Origin of the sequence: Paracidovorax oryzae ATCC 19882, from assembly GCF_000687165.1 — a bacterium.
GTDB classification, from domain to species: Bacteria; Pseudomonadota; Gammaproteobacteria; order Burkholderiales; family Burkholderiaceae_C; genus Paracidovorax; species Paracidovorax oryzae.
This window is the reverse complement of sequence record NZ_JMKU01000008.1, coordinates 107834-131963: the sequence shown is the minus strand read 5'-3', so window position 1 is coordinate 131963 and position 24130 is coordinate 107834. Positions and strand designations below refer to the sequence as shown.

Here is a 24130-nt window from a genome sequence, read left to right as displayed (position 1 = left end):
TTCTGAAAACAATAGCGAAATGGAAGAACTCGACAAATTCGACATCGCCATCCTCGCGGAACTGCAGGCGGATGCCCGGCTGACGAATGCCGAGCTGGCGCAGCGCGTGGGCCTCTCGGCCGCGCCATGCTGGCGGCGTGTGCGGGCCCTGGAGGAGGCTGGCTTCATCAAGGGCTACCACGCGGAGATAGACCGCCACCGGATCGGCCTGGGCGTGCTGGCCTTCGTGCGGCTGGATGCCGACCGCAGCACCGGCGGCCTCACGCGCGAGATGGAAGAGGCCATCGCCAAGATCCCCGAAGTGGTGGCCTGCCACTACATCAGCGGCACCGGTACGTTCGAGTTGCAGGTGGTGGCCCGCGACCTGGAGAGCTTCTCGCAGTTTGCCCGTGGCGTGCTGCTGAACCTGCCGAACGTGAAGGACATGCACACGAGCTTTTCGCTGGGGGAGGTGAAGGCGGGAGGGGCACTGCCGCTGGCGCATTTGCGGCGATGACGATGCATTTGAATAATTGCAGCAAAGCTATGCATCCTTTCTGGAAACTCATCTGGACAGCAGGCCGTGTGGCCTGCGTAACCGCCATCGCTACCGGCCACGCTGCCGCAGCGCAAAACCTCGGAACTTCGCTCTGCCGATCGGGAGAAGAGCCCGTTTTCGCATGCGCCATCGAGAATCACCAAGCAGTTGCCGTCTGTGCCTCTGAAAAGCCCGGGGCCCCACGGGGCTATGTGCAATACCGCTTCGGCAAGCCCGGGAACTTGGAGATCAACGTTCCCGACAGGGCGGCCAGCAGCAACTGGCGTGAGCAATTCAAGGCCAAGCGGCTTTGGTACTCGGCAGGCGGGGGCAACTATCTGCGCGTCGATCGCGGGCCCTATGCCTATGTGGTCTACAGTGCCTTCGGCCGCTGGGGCGAAAAATACGGAGTGATGGTCTGTAAGGACGGCGCCATGGTGGCGCACCATGCGTGCGCAGGACCGGCGCTGTCGAGGCTGGGTCCGGATCTGCAATCCCGGCTGGGGATCGGGGAAGACGCCGAAGAGCTCGTATTGCCGTGACGGGCTTGCTGCGCCGGCAATGCCAGGGCAGCTTGTGGTTGGAGCGCCGATCTGCTTGCTTTCCGTGCCGCTCATCCCGCGCATGCCCTGGGGCGCGAGTGGAAAGAACGCATCAGCCATGGCGCATCGCCGTTAACTCCCGCAGAATCGGAAGGACATGCCACCCGAGCCGCCCCATGACAGTTCCTCCTCCACGCTCCCGCCCCCTGGCCGCCTGATCGAAGACCCGGCCGCCACGCCCGCCGCCCGGACAGCCGCCTCCGCCGAGGCCGCCGCCGCCGCGCAGCTCGGCCAGGACGCCGCGCGGCGTGCCGAGCTTTCTCCCCTCGCCCCGCTCGGGGTGCCGGTGTTCCGCATGCTGTGGCTCACCTGGCTCGCGGCCAATACCTGCATGTGGATGAACGACGTCGCGGCCGCATGGCTGATGACGACGCTCACCACCTCGCCCGTGCTGGTGGCGCTGGTGCAGACGGCCTCCACGCTGCCCGTCTTCCTGCTGGGACTGCCCAGCGGCGCGCTGGCGGACATCCTGGACCGGCGGCGCTACTTCATCGCCACGCAGTTCTGGGTGGCCGCGGTGGCGCTGGTGCTGTGCCTGGCGATCCTGGCAGGCGGCATGACGGCGCCGCTGCTGCTGGGCCTGACCTTTGCCAACGGCATCGGGCTGGCGATGCGGTGGCCGGTGTTCGCGGCCATCGTGCCGGAACTGGTCAGCCGCGCGCAGCTGCCCGCGGCGCTGGCGCTCAACGGCGTGGCCATGAATGCCTCGCGCATCGTCGGGCCGCTGCTGGCCGGCGCGATCATCGCGAGCGCGGGCAGCGCCTGGGTGTTCGTGCTCAATGCCGTGCTGTCGGTGATCGCGGGCTTCACGATCATGCGCTGGAAGCGCACGCACGTGCCCAATCCGCTGGGCCGCGAGCGGCTCGGCAGCGCGATGCGCGTGGGCGTGCAGTTCGTTCGCGAATCGCCGCGCATGCGCGCCGTGCTCTGGCGCATCTCGATCTTCTTCCTGCACGCCACCGCCCTGCTCGCGCTGCTGCCGCTGGTGGCGCGCGACCTGGAGGGCGGCGGCGCGGGCACCTTCACGCTGCTGCTGGCCTCGATGGGCGCCGGGGCCATCGCGGCGGCGATGTTCCTGCCGCGGCTGCGCCAGGCGATGCCGCGCGACACGCTCGTGGGCCGCGGGGCGCTGCTGCAGGCGCTCGCCACGTCGGTGGTCGCGATCGCGCCGAATGTCTACGTGGCCGTGCCGGCGATGGTGGTGGGCGGCATGGCCTGGATCACCACGGCGAATTCGCTGAGCGTGTCGGCACAGCTGGCGCTACCGAACTGGGTGCGCGCGCGCGGCATGTCGATCTACCAGATGGCCATCATGGGCGCGACGGCGGCGGGCGCGGCCTTTTGGGGGCAGGTGGCCTCCGTGACCAGCGTGCACGTGAGCCTGGCGCTCGCCGCGCTCACCGGCGCCGCGGCCATGGCCCTGGTGCAGCGCACCGTGGCGGATCGCTCGATGGAGGAGGACCTCAGCCCCTCACGCGCCTTCAAGGTGCCCACCGCCCCCACGACGCCCGAGCAGGGCCACGTGGTGGTGACCATCGAATACGTGATCGACCCGGCCCGTGCCGCGGAATTCCGCGACACCATGCAGGAAAGCCGCCGCAGCCGCCTGCGCCAGGGCGCGCTCGACTGGCAGCTGCAGCACGACATCGCCGATCCGGCCCGCTATGTGGAGCGCATCGTGGACGAGTCCTGGACGGAACACCTGCGGCGCTTCGACCGCGTCACCGCCTCGGATGTGGCGCTGCGCGACCGCAAGCTGGCATTCCACGTGGCCGATGCGCCGCCGGTGGTGACGCGCTACCTGGTCGAGCTGGAGCGCTGAGCCGGCTGGCGCCGCTTCGCACCAGCCCCCCTCCTCACCGCTGCAGCGGCCGCAGGCCGAACCAGCCCCCTTCGGCGTCGAACAGCACGTCGTACTGCTGCAGCAGGTTCATGCCGGTGTTCACGAAGGCGGGGCGACCGAACACCTGCGCAGCCGGGCCCTGGGCGACCGCGTTGCCGGCGGGGCATGCGGAGCGCGATGGCCGGTTGACGAGCACGGCCCGCGGCGCACCGGCTCCGCCCGCGTCGAACGCATACAGGGCCACCGGCGCCCGCGCATCCGGGAACAGCACCTGCACCGGCGTGCCGTCCTTCAGCCCGTTGCTGGTGTGGCCCGGACGGCTGGGGTTGGGGATCTGCTGCGTCGGCAACGACGCCGGGTCGGTCACCGTGAGGTACATCTGCGCGATGCCGGTGTCCACGAGCACCGATCCCGCCTCGGGTGCCCGGCCATTCACGGACACGGCCATGGACGCCTGCTGCCAGTCCCGCGGGTCGCTGGATGCCGGCTGGCCGTTGGCCAGCAGGCTGCCCGGCTGCAGCCTGGTGGCCCCGAAGCCCGCGGCATTGGCCGGCGTGAGCCCGGCGTGCACGCCGGATTTCGTGACGATGTAGCCGGCATGCACTTCGCCTTCACGCACGGGCCGGCCGTCGATGGCGACGAGGTTGAGCAGTGGATTCTTGTCGGGCGTGCCCTGCGGCTGGCCATCGTGTTCGCGCCCGAACCCCACGCCCATGTACACGATCCCCTTGGGGCGGACCGTGGTCTTCGTGGGCTGCTCGCAGACCGGCTGGTTGGCTTTCTCGTCCCAGCAGGGGCAGATCATTTCCTTCTGGACCGCGAGGACGGGCACGCGGGCCACGACCTCGCCCTCCGCGGCGCGGAACAGGAGGTCGCGCACCACCCAGCGCCCCACCCACAGCCGCTTGCTGCTTGACAGGAACTCCCAGCCCGCCGGGCCCGCTTCATCGTCGGAATAACCGGGAAGATCGGTCGCGGAGATCACCACCCCGGTGGAGCCCGTGTCCATCGTGACGGCGAAGCTCCGGACGGCGGGTTGCGTGCTGCCGGGCGGGGTGCGCACCTCGAACTGCAGTTTCGGTGGCCGGGACGCTTCGCCCAGGGGGGCGACGAAGGGGATGAAGCGCCCTGTGGTGTCCGGCCGGAGGACAGGACCTGTGGCGCTCTGTGCGCTAACGCTCCCCGAACAAGCCAGAAGGGCTCCGGTGCACGCCATGATGCGAATCAATCCATGCATTGCATTTCTCCCATGCTGCCCAACCAGAGAAAGAAGCGAGGAAGGCAGCGCAGGCCACCCCCCTCGGATCAGTGGCCAAACAGCTTACTGCGGCGCCTTGGAAATGATGAACGGATCGAACCAGCCATGGGACTGGCCGTTGAGCAGCAACTGAAGCGAGTACTGCGATTTGCCGCCATTCGTCGTGGCGGTCACGTAGCCTCCCCAGACGCTTCCGGTAGGGTTGTACTGAGGATACTGAACGGGATTCACGATGTGACTGCCCCCTGTACCAATCGCATCGCCCGTGAATTGGGTAATGATGACCTGTTCGGACGGGTCGATGGACACGACCTGCCAGATGAGGGTATCGCCCACCGTGACCGTGGTCACGAGCTCGTTGCCTCCCTGGCCGCTATTGGCCTGGCCGGTCGAATCGACCATGTAGACATAGTTGCCGATATTGGTGTTTCCAGCAGCGATGCTGGTCAGCGCCTTGCCGACATTGATGGCCACGAGAACGTTGATGTTGGACATAGCTTTCCCTCTCAGATTTATGGATTTTGAAAGTCCGCGCAGGACATCTGCGCAGGCTTCCAGCCAGGGAACGGCCATTTCCGTCCCTGGCCGGGCCCGTGCCTGGCGGCATCGGCATCCTCATTCTGCTGCGTGGAAAACCGTGGCGCCATTCGCGACGGCTGAAAGCTCCTGAAACGTTCTGAAGGCTCTGCTGCGCCGCCCGGCTCACCTCGGCCAAAGCGCCCACAGCCGCAGCCCCTGCTTGAGCCGCCCCGCCAGGTCGCCGGCCTCCTGGCCCCAACCGGCGAAATAGTCGGCCCGCACGGCGCCCAGGATGGCCGAGCCGGTGTCCTGCGCCAGCACCAGGCGCTGCAGCTGTGCGGTGGGGCCGGAAGAGGCCAGCCAGACGGGGGTGCCGTAGGGAATGCTCTGCCGGTCCACGGCGATGGAGCGGCCCGGGGTGAGCGGCACGCCCTGCGCACCGCGCGGGCCGAAGGCGGCGTCCAGCGGCGGCAGCGGCTCCTCGCGGAAAAACACGTAGCGCGGGTTGGCCCAGAGCATCTCCGGCACGCGCTGCGGGTTCTGCAGCGTCCACGCGCGGATGCCGGGCCAGGTCGCGTCGCGCACCAGTCCCTGGTCGAGCAGCCATCGGCCCACGCTCTGGTAGGGCTGGTCGTTGGTGCCCGCGAAAGCCACGCGCACGAGGCGCACCGATCCGTCGGGCTCCTGGATGCGCAGGCGGCCCGAGCCCTGGATGTGCACCACCAGCGCCTCGACCGGGTCGCGCACCCAGGCGATGGCACGGCCCGCCAGGGCGGCCTGGGCCTCGGGCAGGGTGTCGATCTGCTGGCGCGTGTACCAGGGCTTGCGCTGGCCGTAGCCTGCCGGCAGGCCGTACAGCGGCACGGTGAAACCGTTGCCCGGCGTGCGGCTGGCGTCGAGGTAAGGCTCGTAGTAGCTGGTGAGCATGCCGTCCGCATTGCCGTCCAGCGACTCGATGCGGTAGGGTTGCAGGCGCGACACCATCCATTCGCGCTGTTCTTCCGGCGTGGCGATGGAGAGGCGGCGGATTTCGGGGCACAGCGCCGCGAAGGCCGGCAGCGGGCGCTCGCAACTGCGCAGCCAGGCGTTCCAGGCCTCGTAGAGCGTGTCGGTGGAAAACCCGGGCAACTCGGACCAGTGCACCGGGATCCAGCGGCTCTTGGGCTGCGCCATCGGGGGGGGAAGCGGCCCGCCCGGCTCCGGCGGCAGCGGTACGCCAGGGCCCGGAGGCAGGGTGATGAGCGGGCCGGAAGGCGTGGTGGCCGGCGGCAGAACGGGCGGCGGCGTGGAACAGGCAGCCAGCGTTCCTACAATCAGCGCCGTTGTCACCAGGCGCAGGAGACGGAGATTCATGGGGCTGATTTTGCTTGAAGCATTGCTGGCACTCGCCGTGCTGGTCGCCATCGTGTGGTGGACCATGTTCTCCGGGCGGCGGCGGGGCGAGTTGCCCCCGCCGGACAGCCGGCCGCCGGACGACGGAAAGTAGGACGGGGCCTGCAAGGGCAGGCGGCCTCCGCCGGGTCACGGATGGGTTCGGGCACGCGAAAAATGCCTCCAGGCGCCAGCCGTGCCGGCCGCACTCCGCTGCATTGCGGGCTGGCCATGGCGTCCCACCGAACGACAACAGGAGAACTTCCATGCGCACTTCCCGCACACTCATCGCCGCCACCGCTGCCGTGCTGCTCGCCAGCGGCTGCGCCAACATGACCGATACCCAGCGCCGCACCGCCACCGGCGCGGGCGTGGGTGCCGCCGGCGGCGCCGTCCTGGGCGCCGTGACGGGCGGCAATGCCGGCACCGGCGCGCTGATCGGCGCTGGCGTGGGCGCCCTGGGCACCTACATCTGGTCCCAGCACATGGAGCGCCAGAAGCAGGAAATGCAGCAGGTAACGCAGGGCACCGGCGTGGTGGTCACCCAGACGCAGGACAACCAGCTCAAGCTCGACATTCCCAGCGACATCTCGTTCGCGACCAACCGCTCCGACATCCAGCCCAACTTCGCCCCGGTGCTGGACCGTTTCGCCGAAGGGTTGCGCAACAATCCCAATGCCGAGGTGCGCATCGTCGGCTACACCGACTCCACCGGCAACGATTCCATCAACAATCCGCTGTCGCTCGACCGGGCCACCAGCACGCGCAACTACCTCACCTCCCGCGGCGTGAGCGGGGCGCGCATCCAGGTGGAAGGCCGGGGCGCGCGCGAACCCGTGGCCACCAACGACACGGCCGACGGCCGCGCACGCAACCGCCGCGTGGAGATCTACGTGGGCGAGCGCCCTCGCCAGGGCTGACGCCTGCCTGCTGCCCGGTCAACCGGCCGAGCGCAGCAGGTTCGCCAGCTCCACGGCGGATTTGACCTGCATCTTGTCGAAAACGCGCGCGCGGTGGACCTCCACCGTGCGCACGCTGATGTCTAGCTGGTCCGCGATCAGCTTGTTGGGCAGGCCTTCCACCACCAGGCGCATCACGTCGCTCTCGCGCTCCGTGAGTTCGGCGAGCCGGTGCCGCAGGTCGTTGCGCTGGTGCGCTTCTTCCAGGTACCGGGCGGATTGCGCCAGGGCCTGCTCGATGCGGTCCACCAGCAGGTTGTCCGAGAAAGGCTTCTCGCAGAAATCGAAGGCGCCGCGCTTCACGGTGGCCACAGCCGTGGGCACATCGGCATGGCCGGTGAGGAAGATCACCGGCAGGGCCCCGATCAGCCCGCGCTCGGCCAGCCGGTCGAACAGCGCCAGCCCGCTCATGCCGGGCATGCGCACGTCCAGCAGCAGGCAGCACGGCTGGCGCAGCACGGGCCTGTCGCCCAGCATGGCCTCGAAGGCCTCCGCACTGTCGAAGGACTCGCTGGGTACGCGGCGCGATCGCAGCAGCCAGGCGAGCGCTTCGCGCACGCCGGCGTCGTCGTCCACGATGTACACGGTGGCGTTGGAGACGGGTTCCATCAGGCGTTCCGGGGTTCGGTGTCGGGTTCGGCGCCGGCGGAAGGACAGGCCGGCAGGGTGAAGGTGAATACCGTACCACGCGGTGCATGCGGCGCGTGGCCCAGGAAGCCGCCATGCTGCTCGACCACGGTGCGGCACAGGCTCAGCCCCAGTCCCATGCCTTCCGCACGGGTGGTGAAGAACGGCGTGAACAGCTTGGCGCCCACGTCGTCCGGGATGCCGGGGCCGGCGTCGATCACCTGGAACTCGAGCCACGCATTCTGTGCATTGGACGCCGCGCGTCGCACCCTCAGCTCCAGCAGGCGGTGCGGTGTGCCGGGCTCGTCCATGGCTTGCATGGAATTGCGCGCGAGATTGAGCAGCACCTGCTCGACCATGGTGCGGTCGCAGAGCACCCGGGGCAGTTGCGGCTCCACGCCGATGCGGATCTGCACGCGCAGCTTGTGCGCCTGCAGGCGGATCAGGGGCAGCACGGCGTCCAGCAGGTCTTCCGCGGCGACGGGCTCGCGGGTCTGGTCGCGGCGGCGCACGAAGTCATGCACGCTCTTGATCACCCGTCCGGCGCGCTCTGCCTGCTGCGCTATGCGCTGCAGGCCCACCCGCACGTCCGGCAGGAACGACGCCGGGCCGTGGACACCTGGCGCGGCTTCCGCCGATTCCAGCAGGTTGATCGACCCGGAGGCGTAGCTGGCGATCGCTGCGAGTGGCTGGTTGAGTTCATGGCTCAGCAGCGATGCCATCTCGCCCACGGTGGCCAGGCGCGCAGTGGCCTGCAGGCGCTCCTGGGAGGCCCGCGAGAGCTCTTCGATGCGGCGCTGTTCGCTCACGTCCAGAAAGGCGCTCATCCAGCCCGTGTGCAGGCCCTGTGCATTGATCAGCGGTGCCTCGAAGATCAGTACCGGAAAGCGCGTGCCGTCCTTGCGCATGAACGTGGATTCGTAGCCCTCCCGCGGCGGAGGATGCTGCCCCGACAGCCGGACCCGCTGGCGCCGCAGGTACTCGTCGGCGAACTCCGGCGGCCAGTAGGGCAGCCGGTCGGCCTGGCCCAGCAGCTCCTGCGCGGAGAAGCCGACCATTTCGCAGAAGGCGGGGTTGACGTAGGTGATGCGTCCCTGGAGGTCGCGGGCGCGCAGTCCGGTGACGAGCGAATCCTCCATGGCCTTGCGGAAGGCGAGCGCATCGCCCAGGTCGCGCTCGGCGCGCAGGCGCCGGCGGTTGTCGCGCACCAGCACCACGAGCACGGTGATCAGCGCGATGGACATGGCCGTGACCACCGCCGTGAGCACGTTGGGAAACACGCTGGGCGCGCTGTGCCAGCTGTCCATGCGCAGCACGAGGGCCGTGCCGGGCAGGTCGAAGAGCTGCTGCGTGCTGAACATGCGCGTGCCGCGCCGGTTGGCGCCCACCATGGCGAGCCGGGTGCCGTCGGCCTCGGTGAACGACACTTCCTGGCCGCGCTTGAGCCCCGGCACCACCATCTCCACCAGCACGTTCTGCAGCGAGTACGTGGCGACCAGGTAGCCGGTGTTGACCCCTTCGTTCGTCAAGGGGATGCACAGCTCCATCATTTCCGCGCCCCGGCCCTCGCCCAGCGGCTGGTAGTAGCTGCCCGAATACGAGGGTCCGCCCACGCGCCGCGCATTGCCGCAGGCCAGGGCGGTGTTGGAGTGCGTGCCGCTGCGGGTTTCCGCGTCCCACTGCACGGGCCGGTAGGGCGTTTCGGCATGCGCCCGCACGCGCAGGGCGGGGTCCCGCCATTCGATGCGCACCAGTTCGCGGCGGCTGCCCAGGAGCTGGGCGGCGCGCGCCTCCCAGCTGGCGCTGTCGGGGCCGCCCGCCTGCAGCGCCTGGAGGTTCTGCAGGTTGTGGGTGAAGCCCGTGCGGATGTCGGCCACGGCGTCGGCAGCGTCGCGGTCGAGGCGGTTCTGCACTTCGGAGGCTTCGTAGCGCCCTGCCAGCCACACCTGCGTGACCAGCATGCCGGCCACGAGCAGCACGAGCGCGGTCCAGAGCGACCAGCGCCGCCATGCGATGTGCCACCGGCGCCAGGGCCAGCGCGCCAGCGCGCCCGCCGCCGGCGGCTGCAGCGGCGTGGGCCCGGCGGCGTCGGCGCCGGCCTCAGGCGTCGGGGCAGTGCTCACGGCGTATTCACAGGACGCGGTGGTCCAGCGCAGGCAGCTGGGCGCGCACCTGCCGCAGGCGGTTCTCGTCGAGCGGTGCCGCCACCACGGCAGGGCCTTCGGGCTGCTGCGCCAGCACCTGCCCCCACGGGTCCACCACCATGCTGTGGCCCCAGGTACGCCGGCCGTTCTCGTGCGTGCCGCCCTGCGCCGGCGCGACCACGTAGGCGAGGTTCTCCACCGCGCGGGCGCGCAGCAGCACCTCCCAGTGGGCCTGGCCCGTCGTGTGGGTGAAGGCGCTGGGCACCAGCAGCACGTCCGCGCCCGCACGCGCGTGATCGCGGTAGAGCTCGGGAAAGCGCAGGTCGTAGCACACCGACAGCCCCACGCGCCACGTGGAGCCGTCGCGGGCCGTCATGGTGAAGCGCGCGGGCGTGCCGCCGGCCTCGATGACGGCGGCCTCGTCGAAGCGCTCGCGCCCGTTGTCGAACCGGAACAGGTGGATCTTGTCGTAGCGCGCCACGCACTCGCCCGCGGGCGAGAACACCAGGGTCGTGTTGCGCACGTGGTGCTCGCTGCCGCAGCGCATGGGCAGCGTGCCGCCGACGATCCACATCCCCAGCTCCCGCGCCGCCTGCGCGAGGAACCCCTGGATCACCCCTTCGCCGAAGGTTTCGCGCAATGCCAGCTTGTCGGTATCGCGGGCGCCCATGGCGCAGAAATATTCGGGCAGGGCCGCCAGCTCGACGCCCCGGGCAGCGGCATCCTCCAGCAGGCGGCGGGCCTGCCGGAGGTTGTCCTGCACCTGGAGGCCGGAAACCATCTGCAGTGCGGCGGCGTTCATCATGGCTCTTTCTCCTCTGCGCCCTTGGATGCGGGCGCCTTGCGCTGGGAAACTGCGGAAGCCGGCCCCGAAGCCGGAGCGGCGGCCTCTTCCGGGGATGCGGCGGCGGGCGGCTCCGCCCCCGCGCGGCGCCGCGGCACGCGCACGATGCGCGGGTCGGTCCAGGTACCGTCGATGCGGAACTCCTGCGTGGCCGCCTGGATGAGCGGCCCCCGCAGGAACACCTGTGCCAGGAAGCTTCCGAGCCCCACCACGGGATTGATGGCCGTCGCCACGAGCGATGCCGTCATGGCGTTGATCTCGGGCACCACCACGACATGGAGGTTCTGGGTTTCATGGTCCAGGTCGGCGCTGCCCTCCATGAGCACCGCGGCGTTCACGCCCTTCATCTGCAGGTTGTTGGTGGTGGCCACGCCCTGCTCGATGCGCACGTCGCCCCGCACGAAGTCGAAAGCGAAGCCTTCACTGAACACGTCGCGGAAGTCGAGCGTCAGGCGCCGCGGCAGCGACTGCAGGCTCAGCACCCCCAGCAGCTTCGCCAAGCCGGGGTCGGCCTTGAGGAACTGGCCCGACTCCACGTTCACGTTGATCTGCCCCGACATGGAACGGTAGTCGGGGTCGAGAGGGGCCCCCATCCAGGCGACCTGCCCCTCCATCCGGCCCTTGCCGCGGCGCACCACGCCCTCCATGCCGAAGCGGGCCAGCAACTGGCCGGAATCGCGGATGTCGAGCCGGAAATCCATGGAGGTGCGGCGGCGCGCACCCGCGGCCCCGCTGCCCAGCAGCACCCAGTTGCCGCTGGAAGTGAACGTGGCCTCCGGCACCGTGAGGTTGAGTTTCGACAGCCGCCATTCCCGCGGAGTGCCTGCGCCGCCGCGGTTCTGCGCCTCCACCTCGATGCGCCCGAGCCTGCGGCCACGCAGCTCGAAATCCTGCACGATGATGTCCAGCGCCGGCATCGTGGTGCTTTCGGCGCGGCTGTCCAGCAGCGACTCCTCGACCTGCTGGGCCTCGCTCTGGGGCACTGAGAGCCGGGACAGGCGGGCGAACACGCGCCCGCCGGACTCCTCGCCCTCGCCGTCCGCGCGGTATTCCACATAGCCGCTGAGCTCGCGGGCATCCAGGTTGGCCCGCCAGGTGGCGCCCTCGCGGGAACCACCCGCGACGACGTCGTGCAGCGTGCGTCCCTGCAGGACCAGGGTCTTGGCGCGCGCGGCCAGCACGGTGGGCAGGAACTCCTGCGCGCCACCTTCGGGCATGCGCGCGCTGCCGCCCGAAGCAGCAGCGGTATCAGCAGCGGCGGAAGCGCCTGCCTCCGGCGCAGAGGCCGGCGCCGGGCCGGCCGCCTGCCGGCCCAGCACGTTCTGCCAGGCGTCCAGGTCCAGGAGATCGGTATGCACGTTGGCCGACACCCCCCGTTCCGGCATGACGGCGGACTCGCCGGGCGCGAGGCCGATGCCGATGGCGCCGCGCAGCACGCGGGGTACCGGGCCGGAATGGTCCAGGACGTAGCTCGCGGAACCGATGCCGCCGATGTCCACCGTCATCTGCTCGCGGACCGGGGGCTCGGCGCCGGCATCCGCGGGCACGGCCGATTCCCGGGCGAGCTGCGATTCGTACCGCACCGGGCGGACCGCATCGGCGGTCTTGCCCAGGGGTGCGGGCAGGTCCAGCGCCATGCCCTGCAGATTGGTCGTCACCAGCACTTCGGGCAGGCCGCGGCGAACGCCCAGGGCCAGCGCATAGGCGGCGCTGCCCGTGGCATGGCGGGCCAGCTCGGGCAGCCCGGGCCACTGCACGGCCTCGCGCAGGCCCTCGGCGGTGGCCACGCCCTGGCCCCGCACCTGCACCGAGGACTCCAGCGCACTCGTCCCGGATGCCGCGGACCGCATGCCGCCCTCCAGCCGCAGGTCGCCGCCCAGCGCCCGCCCCTGCACGTTCGCCAGGGTGAAACCGGTGTCGCTGAACTGCACCGCGCCCCGGGTGCGGGTGATGACGGGCACGTCCGGCGTGATGCGCACATCGTTGCCCGCGAACGCCAGGCTGCCCTGCACTTTCGACTGGTCGATGTGGCTGATCGGCAGGCTCAGGGACAACTGCAGGCCGGCGTTGCCGGTGCCCGTCGCCTGGTCCAGGGCATGCGAGGTGAGGCGCGAGAGTGGTGATGCCGCCATGAAGGCCAGCATGTCGGCCAGCGGGCCCTGTGCCTGGGCCTGCACCCCCACCACGCTGTGGGCGAGGTCGGGAATGCGCGCTTCCACCCGGTCCACGCGCAGCCGCGGCGTGCCCGCGAAGCTGCCTGTCGCCCCGCGCACCGCCATGCTGGAGCGGTCGAACACCAGCTCGCCCGACAGCTGGGTGAGCGCCGGCCAGACCGGATCGCCCGCATGCTGCAGGCCCGGCGGCACATAGGCATAGGTCACGTCCCGGAGCTTGGCGGCGATGTGGAACTCCCCCTGGCCGGGATGGTTGAACGGGATGTCGTGCAGGTCGCCCTTGACGCGGAACTGCACGCTGGACGCCGTGCCGGCCGTCACCGCATCGCGCACGTAGTGCCGGGTTTCGGCGGGTATGGCCAGCGGCAGGTAGCGGTGCACGCGCGTGCCGTCGGCACGGCGCAGCTCGCCGCTCAGGTCCAGCACTCCCGGGAAGCGGGAGCGGCTGGCGGACCGCTTGGGGTCGCCGGTGGTCCAGGCCACGCGGGCCTCGCCCTGGGCATCGGCATTGGAGAACTGGAGGTCCGGCACCTGCAGTGCGATGCGCTCACCCTCCACCTGCCAGCGCACGCTGGCGGACAACCGGTCCAGCGGCACGGTGGGGTCTTCGAAGACCTCCGGCAGCACCAGGGCGCCGTCCTCGATCGCGACGGACGCCTTGCCGCCCGCCTGGGTGAGCTCGAAATCCACCGCGGCACCCCGCACGCCCGGCGCGCCCGAGGTCTTCACCGCCGCGCCATCGGCCAGCGCCAAGCCCGCGACCCGGCCCCGGGCCTGGTACTGCCGGGGAGCATCCAGGGGACCGCGCCAGCTCGCCTGGATCTCCTCCACGACGCCCCGCGGGCCGAACCGGTCGAGCGCCCCATGCAGTGCGTCGCCCAGCGGCAGGCGGCTGGCGACCTGGGCCAGCGCCGCCAGGTCGAGCCGGTCAGCGCGCAACTCGCCCTGCTCGCGCTCAGGCGCACGCGGATCCCTGCCGGCCTGCCGCATGGACACGTTCCCGCCAGGCCAGCGCAGGCCGTCGCGGGTCAGGAACTGCAGTCCCTCGGTGGACGCCTCGAAGCCGCCTTCCAGCCAGCGACCACCCACGCGGCCCGCGACCGAAGCCAGTGCCAGGGGCTCCAGGCCCTTTCCCAGCGTGGCCTCCACGTCGGCCAGCGCCACGTCCGCCGTGCCGCCGGCCACCTCGCCGCGCCGCACGTCCAGCCAGGCGCGCAGGGCACCGCGGCCCCGCACCACATCGATGCCCTCGATGTCCGCATGCTGGCGCAGGCGGGAGACATCCACCCGGCCGAACTGCGCGAACAACTGTCCGCTCCATTGCCTCCAGGCGCCGCCATGGGTGGTGAGCAGCGGCTGCCGGAAGCGGCCCATCAACGTGAACCGGTCGCCCCAGGACGGGGGCGGCGTGGCGTCCAGTCGCATGACATGCCGCCAGCCCCGGTTGCGCAGCACGATGTCCACGTCGGACAGCTCCAGCGGAGGCGCTCCGCGCATCGCGTCCGTCCAGCGCACCGTGCCGCCGCGCAGCGCCACCTCGCCCTGCGAGAACACCCAGTCGGCGGCCGAGCCGCCGTCGCCGGAGCCCGCCCCGCCATGCAACCGCATGCCGCCCACCACCAGCTGGCCGTCGGCTTCGCGGCGCACGTCCAGTTCGGGCCGCTCGATGTACAGCTGCTCGAATCCCAGGCGCAGCGCGGAGCGCGGCGAGAGCGCCGCCACCACCCGCGGCAGGCGCAGGGCTTCGCGGCCCTGCGGATCGAGCAGGGCCACGTCGGTCAGTTCGATGGCCGGCACCAGGCCTTCCGAGCGCGCCGACAGCGCCCCGATGCGCACGGGTACCCCCAAGGCTTTCGTGGCCTGGGCTTCCAGCGCGGGGCGCCACTCTCCGATTCGCGGCACAATCCAGCCGTGGAGCACCCCCCAGGCCACGGCGACCAGCAGCCAGAAGGCGACCAGCAGTCCCAGTGACCACCGCGCAAGGCCCGCCATGCATCGGAGCAGGCGGGAGGGGTGCGGTGTCGTCTCAATCATGGTGGGCTTGGATGTGGCAGGAATTATGACCCGCGCCCGCTGTGCGGGTTCAGCCCCAAAGGGTGTCGGTATGTACAGTTTCAGTGCCTCTTCCTTGCCATATGTCCACACCGTTCGCTGAGCCCGGCGGCGCCTCCGCGGCGCATGCCGCCGGGGCCGCCCATTCCCGATTCCACCAGCGGCTGCAGCGCCGCTATGCCGGCGAAACCGCGCTGCTGCCGCCGGGCGCCCCCACCCGCCAGACCATGGCCGAGGCCCTGCAGGCCCTGCGCGCGCTCGGGCACGACACGGGCGCCGCCCTGCGCGTGCTGCGGCAGCTGGTCATGGAGCGGCTGATCCGGCTGGACTGCGAGGAAGGCGCGCCGCTGTCCGACATCACCCGGGCCACGACCGAACTCGCGGAACTCGCGCTCGACGAAGCCCTGCGCCACGCGCGCCAGGAGCTGGACGCCCGCCATGGCCCGCCGCAGGGCCCGGATGGCGGGCCGGTGGCGCTCTGGATCGTCGGCATGGGCAAGCTGGGTGCGCGCGAACTGAACGTGTCCAGCGACATCGACGTGATCTACGTCTATGAGCACGAGGGCGAGACCGCCGGGGTGGACGGCGGCCGCGGCCGCCTCTCCCACCAGGAATACTTCGGGCGGGCCGTGAAGGCCATCCACGCCCTGGTGGGGGAAACCACCGAGCACGGCTTCGTCTTCCGCATGGACCTGGCCCTGCGCCCCAACGGCAACTCCGGCCCGCCCGCCGTCTCGCTCGCCGCCCTGGAGGAATACCTGCAGGTGCAGGGGCGCGAATGGGAGCGCTTCGCCTGGCTCAAGAGCCGCATCGTGGCGCCGCGCGACGGCCTGGGCCATCCGGCCGTGCAGGGCCTGCGCGCGGTGGTGCTGCCGTTCGTCTTCCGCCGTTACCTCGACTACAGCGTGTTCGATTCGCTGCGCTCGCTGCACCGGCAGATCCGCGACCATGCCGCGAAGCGCAGTGCGGGCCACCCCGAACGGGCCAACGACGTCAAGCTCTCGCGCGGAGGCATCCGCGAGATCGAATTCACCGTGCAGCTGCTGCAGGTGGTGCGCGGCGGGCAATTCCCCGAGCTGCGCTGCCGCCCCACGCTGGAAGCCCTGCAGCGCCTCGCGCGCGCCGGCCTCATGCCGCAGGAGACGGCCGATGCGCTGGCCGAGGCCTATACCTTCCTGCGCCGCGTGGAGCACCGCATCCAGTACCTGGACGACCAGCAGACCCACGTGCTGCCCACGCGCGACGACGACCTCGCCTGGATCGCCAGCACGCTGGGGCTCGGTTGCTGCGCCTTCCTGCACCAGCTCGACGCGCACCGCGAACTGGTGGCGCAGGAGTTCGACACGCTGCTGGGCGGCCCCGGCAAGCGCCAGTGCAGTGGAGGCGGTTGCGGCGGACCGCGCGCGCAATCGGCACCGGTGCCCGAATTCGACGCGCTGCTGGAACAACTCCCCCCGAAAGTGCGCGAACGCGTGGCCGAATGGCGTGACCATCCGCGCGTGGCCGCGCTGCGCGATGAAGCCCGCGCCCGGCTGCTGCGACTGGTGCAGCGCACGGCACGCTGGCTGGCCGAAGGCCGGGTGAACGAGGACGCCGCAGTACGGCTCGTCGCCTGGCTGGAGCCGCTGCTGCGCCGGGAGAGCTATCTCGCACTGCTGCTGGAGCGACCGTCGGTGCACGAGCACCTGATGCACCTCCTGGGCGCCGCCCAGTGGCCAGCGCGCTACATGCTCCAGCATCCTGGCGTGATCGACGAACTGGCCGGGGACGCGCTGCTGTCCGAGCGCTTCGTCCCGGCGGATTTCGAGCACGAAATGGAGCTGCGCATCGGCTCGCTGCGCTCCACCGGCGAGGACGACGACGAGGCATTGCTCAACCTGCTGCGCCGCGCCCAGCATGCGGAGACTTTCCGCACCCTCGCGCGCGACGTGGAGCGCCGCATCACCGTGGAACAGGTGGCCGACGATCTGTCGGCCCTGGCCGACTGCGTGCTGCGCGTGACCGCCGCGTGGTGCTGGGACCGGCTGCGCAACCGGCACCGCGACGTGCCGCAGTTCGGCATCATCGGCTACGGCAAGCTCGGCGGAAAGGAACTGGGCTACGGCAGCGACCTGGACATCGTCTTCGTGTTCGACGACGACGATGACCGCGCCCCCGAGATCTATGCCGCCTTCGCGCGCAAGCTCATCAACTGGCTCACGGTGAAGACCGGCGAAGGCGACCTCTACGAGATCGACACCGCCCTGCGGCCCAACGGCAGTTCGGGCCTGCTGGTCACGAGCTTCGAGGCCTATGCCAACTACCAGCAGCGCCGCGGCAGCAACACCGCCTGGACCTGGGAACACCAGGCCATGACGCGCGCGCGCTTCGTGCTCGGCAGCGATGCGCTGCGCGACCGCTTCGACGCCGTGCGCACGGCCGTCATCACGGCCCCGCGCGACGCCGCCGGCCTGCACGCGGAAATCGTTGCCATGCGCGAGCGCGTGCGTGCCGCGCATCCGGTGCCCCCAGGGCAGTTCGACGTGAAGCACAGCGTGGGCGGCATGGTGGATGCGGAATTCGCCGTGCAGTACCTCGTTCTGGCGCACGCGGGCGAGCACCCGGGGCTGTGCGACAACGTCGGCAACATCGCCCTGCTGCAGCGCGCGGAGGCCGCCGGCCTGCTGCCCGCGGGAGTGGGCGCGGCCGCCGCGTCGGCCTACCGGACACTGCGCCAGGTGCAGCACCGCGCGCGGCTCAACGAAGAGCCCACGCGCGTGGCGCCCTCCACCCTGCACGCCGAGCGCGAGGCCGTGATGGCGCTGTGGCGCGCTGTGTTCGGCGACACGACCACGACGTGATGCCCCGCGGCGGCGCAAAGCCGCCTCCACCCCCCGCTGCATTTCGCATCTTTCCCGAAGCAAAGTGGGGGACTCCCCTTATCCAAGCCATAAATGGGCGGGCATTGATGCGGGGGAGCTTTTTGGCAACGATACGTTTAGGCGACAAGAACTTACACAACAGCGTGCCGATGACCGCTGGAGACGCGGACTCATCACTGTGAAGAGCCTCTCAAGGGGCCGAAGTCAGGAGGGAGGGCATCCTTGCCTGTACGCGGTCGTTCGACGCCTGGGTTGCACCCTCAGCGCGTCGTGCGCGGCTGTACCAACGAACCACTCTGCGGGCCCGCGCCCGTGGGCATCTGCTGGTCCGTCTCCCATTCCATCGTTGTCAACGAGCCGAACGGAGCCGCCATGCGCGCCAGTCATTCCCCTGTCCATTACCTTCCACTGACCGCAGCCCAGATGGGCATGTGGCTGCTTACACGTTTCGCGCCGCCCGATGCCCACTTCAATATCGCGGAGGCCATCGAGATTCGCGGGAACTTCGATCCCCAGCTGTTTCTGCAGGCCTTGCGCACCCTGTGCGCGGAGACGGAGTCCCTCCGGCTGCGTGTCGAGGACACGCCCCAGGGCCCCCGGCAGTGGCTGGAGCCCGAGTTCTCGGGCAGCATTTCCCTGCTCGATTTCAGTGGCGACGGTGATCCACGGGCATCGGCGGAACAATGGATGGTACGAAATTCTGCCCGCCGCACTGATGTCGAGCGGGAGCCCATGTGGTACAGCGCAGTGCTCCGCATCGCTCCGGACCACCACATCTGGTACCAGCGCGGGCACCACTACGCCAACGACGGCTTCGCCGCTGTCATCGTCGCGATCCGGGCGGCAGACCTGTACACGGCACTGGTGAACGGCACGGCCGCGCCGGCCGATTCCGAGCTGAAACCACTGTCCGTCCTGATCGAGGAGGACCAGGCCTACCGCGACTCCGCGCGTGCCCTGAAAGACCGCGAATACTGGATGGAGCGGATGCGCGACCGCCCCGAGCCGCTGACCCTCGCCGAACGGCGCAGCAGCAACATCGGACGGCTGCTGCGGCACACGGCGTACTGGCCGGCGGCGCGCGTCGCCGCGCTGCGCGACACGGCCGCACTGCACGGCGCCACACTGCCTCAAACCCTCATCGCCGCGACGGCCACCTATCTCTACCGGATGACGGGCCTGTCCGACCTGGTGATCGGCGTTCCGGTGACGGCGCGCTACAACGACCGCATGCGGCGCGTGCCGGGCATGGTCGCCAACGCAGTGCCCCTGCGCCTGTCCATGCGGCCCGACCTGCCCTTCACGGCCCTGCTGCGCGAGGTCAGCCAGCAGATGCGCAAGATCCTGCGCCACCAGGCCTACCGCTCCGAGCAACTGCGCACGGATCTGGAACTGCAGGCGAAAGACTCTCCCCTCTTCACCACCATGGTCAACGTGGAGCCCTTCGACTACGCCCTGCGCCTCGGGGACTGCACCATCGAGACCCGCAACCTCACCAACGGATCCCCCCAGGATCTCGGCATCTTCATGTATGAGCACGGGAATGGCCAGGACCTGCGGATCGACTTCGACACCCATGCCGATCTCTACACCGCCGCCGAACTGGCAGCCCACCAGGCCCGGCTGCTCGGGGTTCTCGACAAGCTGACCGATCTTCCCACGCAGGCCATCGGGTGCGTGGAGGTCATCACCGAGGATGAACGCCCGGCCTTCCTGTCCAGGTGCGGCGGAACGGTCCACGCGGAGCCCGCGGCCCACCTTGCCGAATTGCTGGACGCCGGCCTGTCGCGCGACCCCGGCGCGATCGCGCTGCGCTTCGAAGGCCGTTCCATGACCCGGGGCGAGCTCGACCGCCAGTCACGGGAATGGGCCCACCGCCTGGCGGCCATGGGTGCCGGCCCGGACCGCGTCGTCGCGCTGGCGATTCCGCGGTCGCTGGAACTGGTGGCAGCCCTGGTTGCGGTCCTGAGAAGCGGGGCGGCGTACCTGCCGATCGATCCGGACTTTCCCGCCGACCGCCTCGCCTTCATGCTGGACGACGCACAGCCGGTGTGCCTCATGACCACGCAGGAGCTCTCCGGGCGCTTCGATGGCGGCATTCCGCGCTTTCTCGTCGATGCCGCGGAACCACAGGCCGGCCTCCAGCAGAATGCGCCTGCCGGCGCCCCCGCGGCCGCAGCGCTGCACCCATCGCAACCGGCCTACGTCATCTACACGTCGGGGTCCACCGGCAGGCCCAAGGGCGTCGTGGTGCCCCACTCCGCCATCGTCAACCGGCTGCGCTGGATGCAGGCGGAGTACGGGCTGGACTCCGGCGATCGCGTGCTGCAGAAGACGCCTTCGAGCTTCGATGTCTCGGTGTGGGAGTTCTTCTGGCCGCTGCTCGCGGGCGCCACGCTCGTGATCGCACGGCCCGGTGGGCACCGCGATCCGTCCTACCTGGCGGACCTCATCGCGCGGGAAGCCGTCAGCACCGTCCACTTCGTGCCCTCGATGCTCGAGTTGTTCCTGCAGGAGCCTGCGGCGGCGGCGTGCCACACGCTGCGCCGGGTGATCTGCAGCGGCGAGGCCCTGCCTGCTTCGCTGGCGGCGCGGTTCCACGGCATGCTGGGGTGGTGCGCACTGCACAACCTCTACGGCCCCACCGAGGCGGCGGTGGACGTCACCGCCTGGGCATGCACGCCCGAGGCATGCGCCGGCCTGGCGCGCATCCCGATCGGGCGCCCCATCTGGAATACCCGCATGTACGTGCTGGACCCGGGCCTGCAGCCCTTGCCGGTGGGTGCCACGGGCGAGCTGTACATCGCAGGCGACGGCCTGGCGCTGGGCTACCTGAACCGCCCTGCGCTCACTGCGGAGCGCTTCATCGCGGATCCGCACGGGCCGGCAGGCAGCCGCATGTACCGCACCGGTGACCTCGCGCGGTGGCGCAACGATGGCACGCTCGAATTCCTCGGGCGCTCCGACCACCAGGTGAAGATACGCGGCCTGCGCATCGAACCGGGCGAAATCGAGTCGGCGCTGATGCGCCACCCCGGCGTGCAACAGGCGGCCGTGGTGATGCGGGAGGACGCTGGCGGAAGCACTATGCTGGTAGCGTATTGCGTGCCCGCTGCCGGGGACCGGCTGGATGACTTCTCCCTGAAGGCCCATGTGGCGCAACGCGTGCCCGAGTACATGGTGCCATCCGCCTTCGTCATCCTGGAGGAACTGCCGCTGGGGCCGAGCGGCAAGCTCGATCGCCGGGCGCTTCCAGCTCCCACCGCCTGCATTTCTGACCCGGGCTATGTCGCTCCGCGCTCCGCGATCGAGAAGAAGCTCGCAGGGCTGTGGGCCAGCGCGCTGCACGTGGAGAAGGTGGGCATCCATGACAGCTTCTTCGACCTTGGCGGGCATTCGCTCATGGCCATGCAGCTCGGCATGAAGATCCGCGAACACATGCACCCGGATTTTCCGCCGGCCGAACTCTACAACCGGCACACCATCGCAGAGCTCGCGGTCTGGTTCGACACCAACGGGGGCATGCGCCCCGCCACCGACCTGAGGGCGCAGATCGCGCTGCCCGAGCACATCCGCAGGCCGGACCTGCCAGCGCCACCGGCCAGCCCCCGGCGGGTCTTCCTGACCGGCGCGAGCGGCTTCGTGGGCAGCTACCTGCTCGCCACGCTGCTGCGCGAAACGTCCGCCACCATCCTCTGCCACGTGCGCGCACCAAACGAGCGCGCGGGACTGCAACGCCTGCAGCACGCGCTGGCGGAGCGCCGCCTCGGCGGGGCGTGGGATGCCTCGCGCATCGAGATCGCCACCGGCGATCTCGCCGCGGAAAGGCTCGGCATGACCGAAGACGCCATCCGCCGCGTGGCCGAATGCGATGCCATCTACCACTGCGCCGCGCAGGTGGACTACCTCCATCCCTACGAGACCCTGAAGCCGTCCAACGTGGACAGCGTGGTCACGCTGCTGGAATGGACGGCCCAGGGCCGGCCGAAAGTACTGCACCACGTCTCCACGCTGGCCGTGATCGGCATGAACCCCGAAACGCCGGTGGTGACCGAGCGGTCCGCCCTGTCCACGCCCGACGGACTGGGAAACGGCTACGCGAAGAGCAAGTGGGTGGCCGACCACCTGGCCCGGGCCGCGCAGGCACGGGGCCTGCCCGTGGCAATCTACCGCCTGGGCGCGGTCACGGGAGACAAGGCACGGGCTGTCTGCAACGACACCGACATGTTCTGGCGCCTGGCCCGGCTGTATGCGGAACTGGGGATCTCGCCCCATCTGGATCTTTCCATCAGCCTGACGCCCGTGGACGAGGTGGCGCAGGCCATCGTGCGGCTCTCGCTCCGGCAGGACTCGTGGGGCGAAGTCTTCCACTTGCTCGGATCCGATCCGCTGCACGTCAACGACATGAGCGTCGTGTTCCAGCAGATCGGCAGGCCGCTGCAGTCCACGGATTTCGCCAACTGGATGCGCCATGCGCAACAGCGCCTGGCCATCACTCAGGACCTCGACCTGGCGGCGCTCCTCACGATCCTGGACGGCTACGACCTCCACAACTCCGTGCCGGCCATCGTCTGCGCCACTGCCACCCAGGAACGGCTGCAAGCCGCGGGGGCGGCGATCCGCTCGGCGGACCGGGAGCTGCTGCGGCGCTACTTCGAGCACCTCGGGATCGGCGACGCCGCCGATGCCGCTGGCGCACAACCCGCCGTGGCCCTCGGCTGACCCATCGCAGGAGAAACTGAACCCATGGCACGCTATCTGCTCGCAGCCACCGCCCTGCCCGGACACGTCATGCCGGTCCTGGCAGTGGCACGGCACCTCGTCCAGCTCGGCCACGAAGTGCGGATCCACACCGGCGGCATCTTCCGCACCCAGGCCGAAGGTACCGGCGCCAGCTTCGTCCCGCTGCTGCCCGGCATCGGCCAAGACTTTCGCGAATTCGGCCAGCAGCACCCGCAACTGCAACGGCTGCCGCCCGGCCCGCCCCGGCTCGCCTACGGCCTCAAGCACTTCTTCGCCGACGCCATCGCGCTGCAGCATGAAGGCCTGCGGCGCATACTGGACGGTGGCTTCGACGCCGACGCCATCGTCACGGACACGATGTTCTGCGGCACCATCCCAATGCTGCTGGGGCCGCGCAGCGACAGGCCTGCCGTGGTCGCACTGGGCATCAGCGCGCTGGCGCTCTCCAGCGCCGACACGGCCATGTTCGGCTCGGCGCTGCCGCCGCCCGCCAACGAGCAACAGCGACGGCAATACCAGGCGCTACAGGCCATGGTCCGGCGAACGACGTTCGACGACGTGCAGCGCCATTTCGACGGCGTGCTCGCGCAACTGGGGTGTCCGCCGCTTCCGGGGTTCTTCGCCGATGCCATGTTCACCCTGCCGGACCTCTACCTGCAGCTCACGGCCGAGGCTTTCGAGTACCCGCGCAGCGATCTGCCCGGCACGGTCCGCTTCGTGGGACCGCTGCTCGCGCCGCCCTCGCAGGGTTTCGAGCCGCCTCCGTGGTGGCACACGCTGGACGATGGCCGCAGCGTGGTGCTGGTCACGCAGGGCACGCTGGCCAACGAGGACCCGAACCATCTGATCGTCCCCACGCTCAAGGCGCTGGCCGACATGCCACACCTGCACGTGATCGCCACCACGGGCGGGCCCGTGCCGCCCGGGGTCGCGGCAGCGGCTCCCGCGAATGCCCGCGTCCTCGACTTCGTGCCCTACGACCGCCTGTTGCCGAAGGTGCATGCGCTGGTGACCAACGGCGGTTATGGCTCGGTCAACCATGCACTCAGCCTCGGCATCCCCATGGTGGTGGCCGGAAGCACGGAGGAGAAACCGGAAATCGCGGCCCGCATCGCGTGGACGGGAGCGGGCATCAACCTGAAGACCGGGCAGCCCACCAGCCGTGCGATCGCGGACGCGATCCACCAGTTGCTCGGCAATGCCTCCTACCGGCAACGCGCCCAGGCGATGCGGGACGCCTTTGCGGGATACGACGCGCTGGCAAGCATCGCCCAGGCCCTGGAGAGCCTGCCCGGGGCGGTGGAACGCAACCGGCCGCAGCCGGCCTTGGCGTAACCATGCAGAAAAGAACTGAACCGGAGCTTTCCCATGACCCACCCCCTTGACGACAGCAACGGCCTCTTCCTCGTGCTGCACAACGCCGCAGGCCAGGCATCCCTGTGGCCGCAATTCCTGGTGGTGCCCGCAGGCTGGACGGCGGTCTTCGGCCCGGAGAGCAGCGAACGCTGCCGCGACTTCATCGAGGCCCGCACACCCGCCTGAACGGCCACCACGGTCACGCCGCTACGGCGGGGCGCCAGACGGAGCATTCGGGCAATTCAAACAAACGTTTGATT

At 70.0% G+C, this 24130-nt stretch carries 16 protein-coding genes; 9 read left to right on the top strand and 7 right to left on the bottom strand.

Features of this window, described 5'->3' with window-relative positions; translation table 11 throughout:
* Window positions 1-19 precede the first annotated feature (19 nt).
* From T336_RS0108040 to T336_RS0108030, 3 genes are all read left to right on the top strand, one after another.
* Window positions 20-496 (top strand): Lrp/AsnC family transcriptional regulator, encoded by a 477-nt coding sequence (locus T336_RS0108040; RefSeq protein ID WP_013596925.1) that lies wholly within the window; start codon window positions 20-22, stop codon window positions 494-496.
* A complete protein-coding gene (locus T336_RS0108035; protein WP_026432152.1) occupies window positions 493-1059 on the top strand; it encodes a hypothetical protein in 567 nt (188 codons plus the stop codon). Before T336_RS0108040 ends, T336_RS0108035 begins: the two co-directional genes overlap by 4 nt.
* A gap of 157 nt (window positions 1060-1216) precedes the next feature.
* Window positions 1217-2941, top strand: a complete 1725-nt coding sequence (locus T336_RS0108030; RefSeq protein WP_026432151.1) for an MFS transporter — start codon at window positions 1217-1219, stop codon at window positions 2939-2941.
* A gap of 34 nt (window positions 2942-2975) precedes the next feature.
* On the opposite strand, the gene T336_RS0108025 is transcribed toward T336_RS0108030, so the two are convergent.
* From T336_RS0108025 to mltA, 3 genes are all read right to left on the bottom strand, one after another.
* On the bottom strand, window positions 2976-4025 hold the full coding sequence (locus T336_RS0108025; RefSeq protein ID WP_244883900.1) for a hypothetical protein: 1050 nt from the start codon (window positions 4023-4025) through the stop codon (window positions 2976-2978).
* 258 nt (window positions 4026-4283) lie between these two features.
* Window positions 4284-4715 carry a DUF8788 domain-containing protein gene (locus tag T336_RS0108020; RefSeq protein WP_026432149.1) on the bottom strand — a complete coding sequence of 144 codons (432 nt, stop codon included), beginning with the start codon at window positions 4713-4715 and terminating at the stop codon, window positions 4284-4286.
* Between the two features lie 207 nt (window positions 4716-4922).
* The gene (gene mltA / locus T336_RS0108015) at window positions 4923-6092 is read right to left on the bottom strand and encodes a murein transglycosylase A (RefSeq protein WP_244883899.1); all 1170 of its coding nucleotides are present in this window, start codon (window positions 6090-6092) and stop codon (window positions 4923-4925) included.
* Between mltA and T336_RS27495 the strand changes: the two genes are divergently transcribed.
* Together T336_RS27495 and T336_RS0108010 are read left to right on the top strand one after the other, a co-directional pair.
* The gene (locus T336_RS27495) at window positions 6091-6225 is read left to right on the top strand and encodes a hypothetical protein (RefSeq protein WP_258165697.1); all 135 of its coding nucleotides are present in this window, start codon (window positions 6091-6093) and stop codon (window positions 6223-6225) included. The genes mltA and T336_RS27495 overlap by 2 nt on opposite strands.
* A 151-nt stretch (window positions 6226-6376) precedes the next feature.
* Window positions 6377-7030 carry a YiaD family glycine zipper/OmpA-like lipoprotein gene (locus T336_RS0108010; RefSeq protein WP_019703436.1) on the top strand — a complete coding sequence of 218 codons (654 nt, stop codon included), beginning with the start codon at window positions 6377-6379 and terminating at the stop codon, window positions 7028-7030.
* 18 nt (window positions 7031-7048) lie between these two features.
* Here the strand turns inward: T336_RS0108010 and T336_RS0108005 are convergent, their stop codons facing one another.
* The 4 genes from T336_RS0108005 to T336_RS0107990 are packed head-to-tail and all read right to left on the bottom strand — an operon-like array spanning window position 7049 to window position 14892.
* Window positions 7049-7678 (bottom strand): response regulator transcription factor, encoded by a 630-nt coding sequence (locus T336_RS0108005; RefSeq protein ID WP_013596932.1) that lies wholly within the window; start codon window positions 7676-7678, stop codon window positions 7049-7051.
* Window positions 7678-9819: an ATP-binding protein gene (locus tag T336_RS24905; protein ID WP_404821584.1), complete on the bottom strand. Its 2142-nt coding sequence runs from the start codon at window positions 9817-9819 to the stop codon at window positions 7678-7680. The genes T336_RS0108005 and T336_RS24905 overlap by 1 nt, the downstream gene beginning before the upstream one ends.
* A gap of 7 nt (window positions 9820-9826) precedes the next feature.
* Entirely contained in the window at window positions 9827-10642 is an 816-nt protein-coding gene (locus T336_RS0107995) for a carbon-nitrogen hydrolase family protein (protein WP_035225470.1), read from the bottom strand.
* Window positions 10642-14892: a YhdP family protein gene (locus T336_RS0107990; RefSeq protein ID WP_026432145.1), complete on the bottom strand. Its 4251-nt coding sequence runs from the start codon at window positions 14890-14892 to the stop codon at window positions 10642-10644. The genes T336_RS0107995 and T336_RS0107990 overlap by 1 nt, the downstream gene beginning before the upstream one ends.
* Before the next feature lie 101 nt (window positions 14893-14993).
* Here T336_RS0107990 and glnE point away from each other — a divergent pair, with 101 nt between their 5' ends.
* The 4 genes from glnE to T336_RS0107965 all read left to right on the top strand — a co-directional run bounded on the left by glnE (window position 14994) and on the right by T336_RS0107965 (window position 24056).
* On the top strand, window positions 14994-17750 hold the full coding sequence (gene glnE, locus T336_RS0107985; RefSeq protein WP_019703439.1) for a bifunctional [glutamate--ammonia ligase]-adenylyl-L-tyrosine phosphorylase/[glutamate--ammonia-ligase] adenylyltransferase: 2757 nt from the start codon (window positions 14994-14996) through the stop codon (window positions 17748-17750).
* A 393-nt stretch (window positions 17751-18143) separates the two neighbouring features.
* The gene (locus tag T336_RS0107975) at window positions 18144-22493 is read left to right on the top strand and encodes a non-ribosomal peptide synthetase (RefSeq protein ID WP_026432144.1); all 4350 of its coding nucleotides are present in this window, start codon (window positions 18144-18146) and stop codon (window positions 22491-22493) included.
* A gap of 24 nt (window positions 22494-22517) precedes the next feature.
* Window positions 22518-23849 carry a glycosyltransferase gene (locus tag T336_RS0107970; RefSeq protein WP_026432143.1) on the top strand — a complete coding sequence of 444 codons (1332 nt, stop codon included), beginning with the start codon at window positions 22518-22520 and terminating at the stop codon, window positions 23847-23849.
* A 33-nt stretch (window positions 23850-23882) separates the two neighbouring features.
* The gene (locus tag T336_RS0107965) at window positions 23883-24056 is read left to right on the top strand and encodes an MbtH family protein (RefSeq protein WP_026432142.1); all 174 of its coding nucleotides are present in this window, start codon (window positions 23883-23885) and stop codon (window positions 24054-24056) included.
* The last annotated feature ends 74 nt before the right edge of the window (window positions 24057-24130 follow it).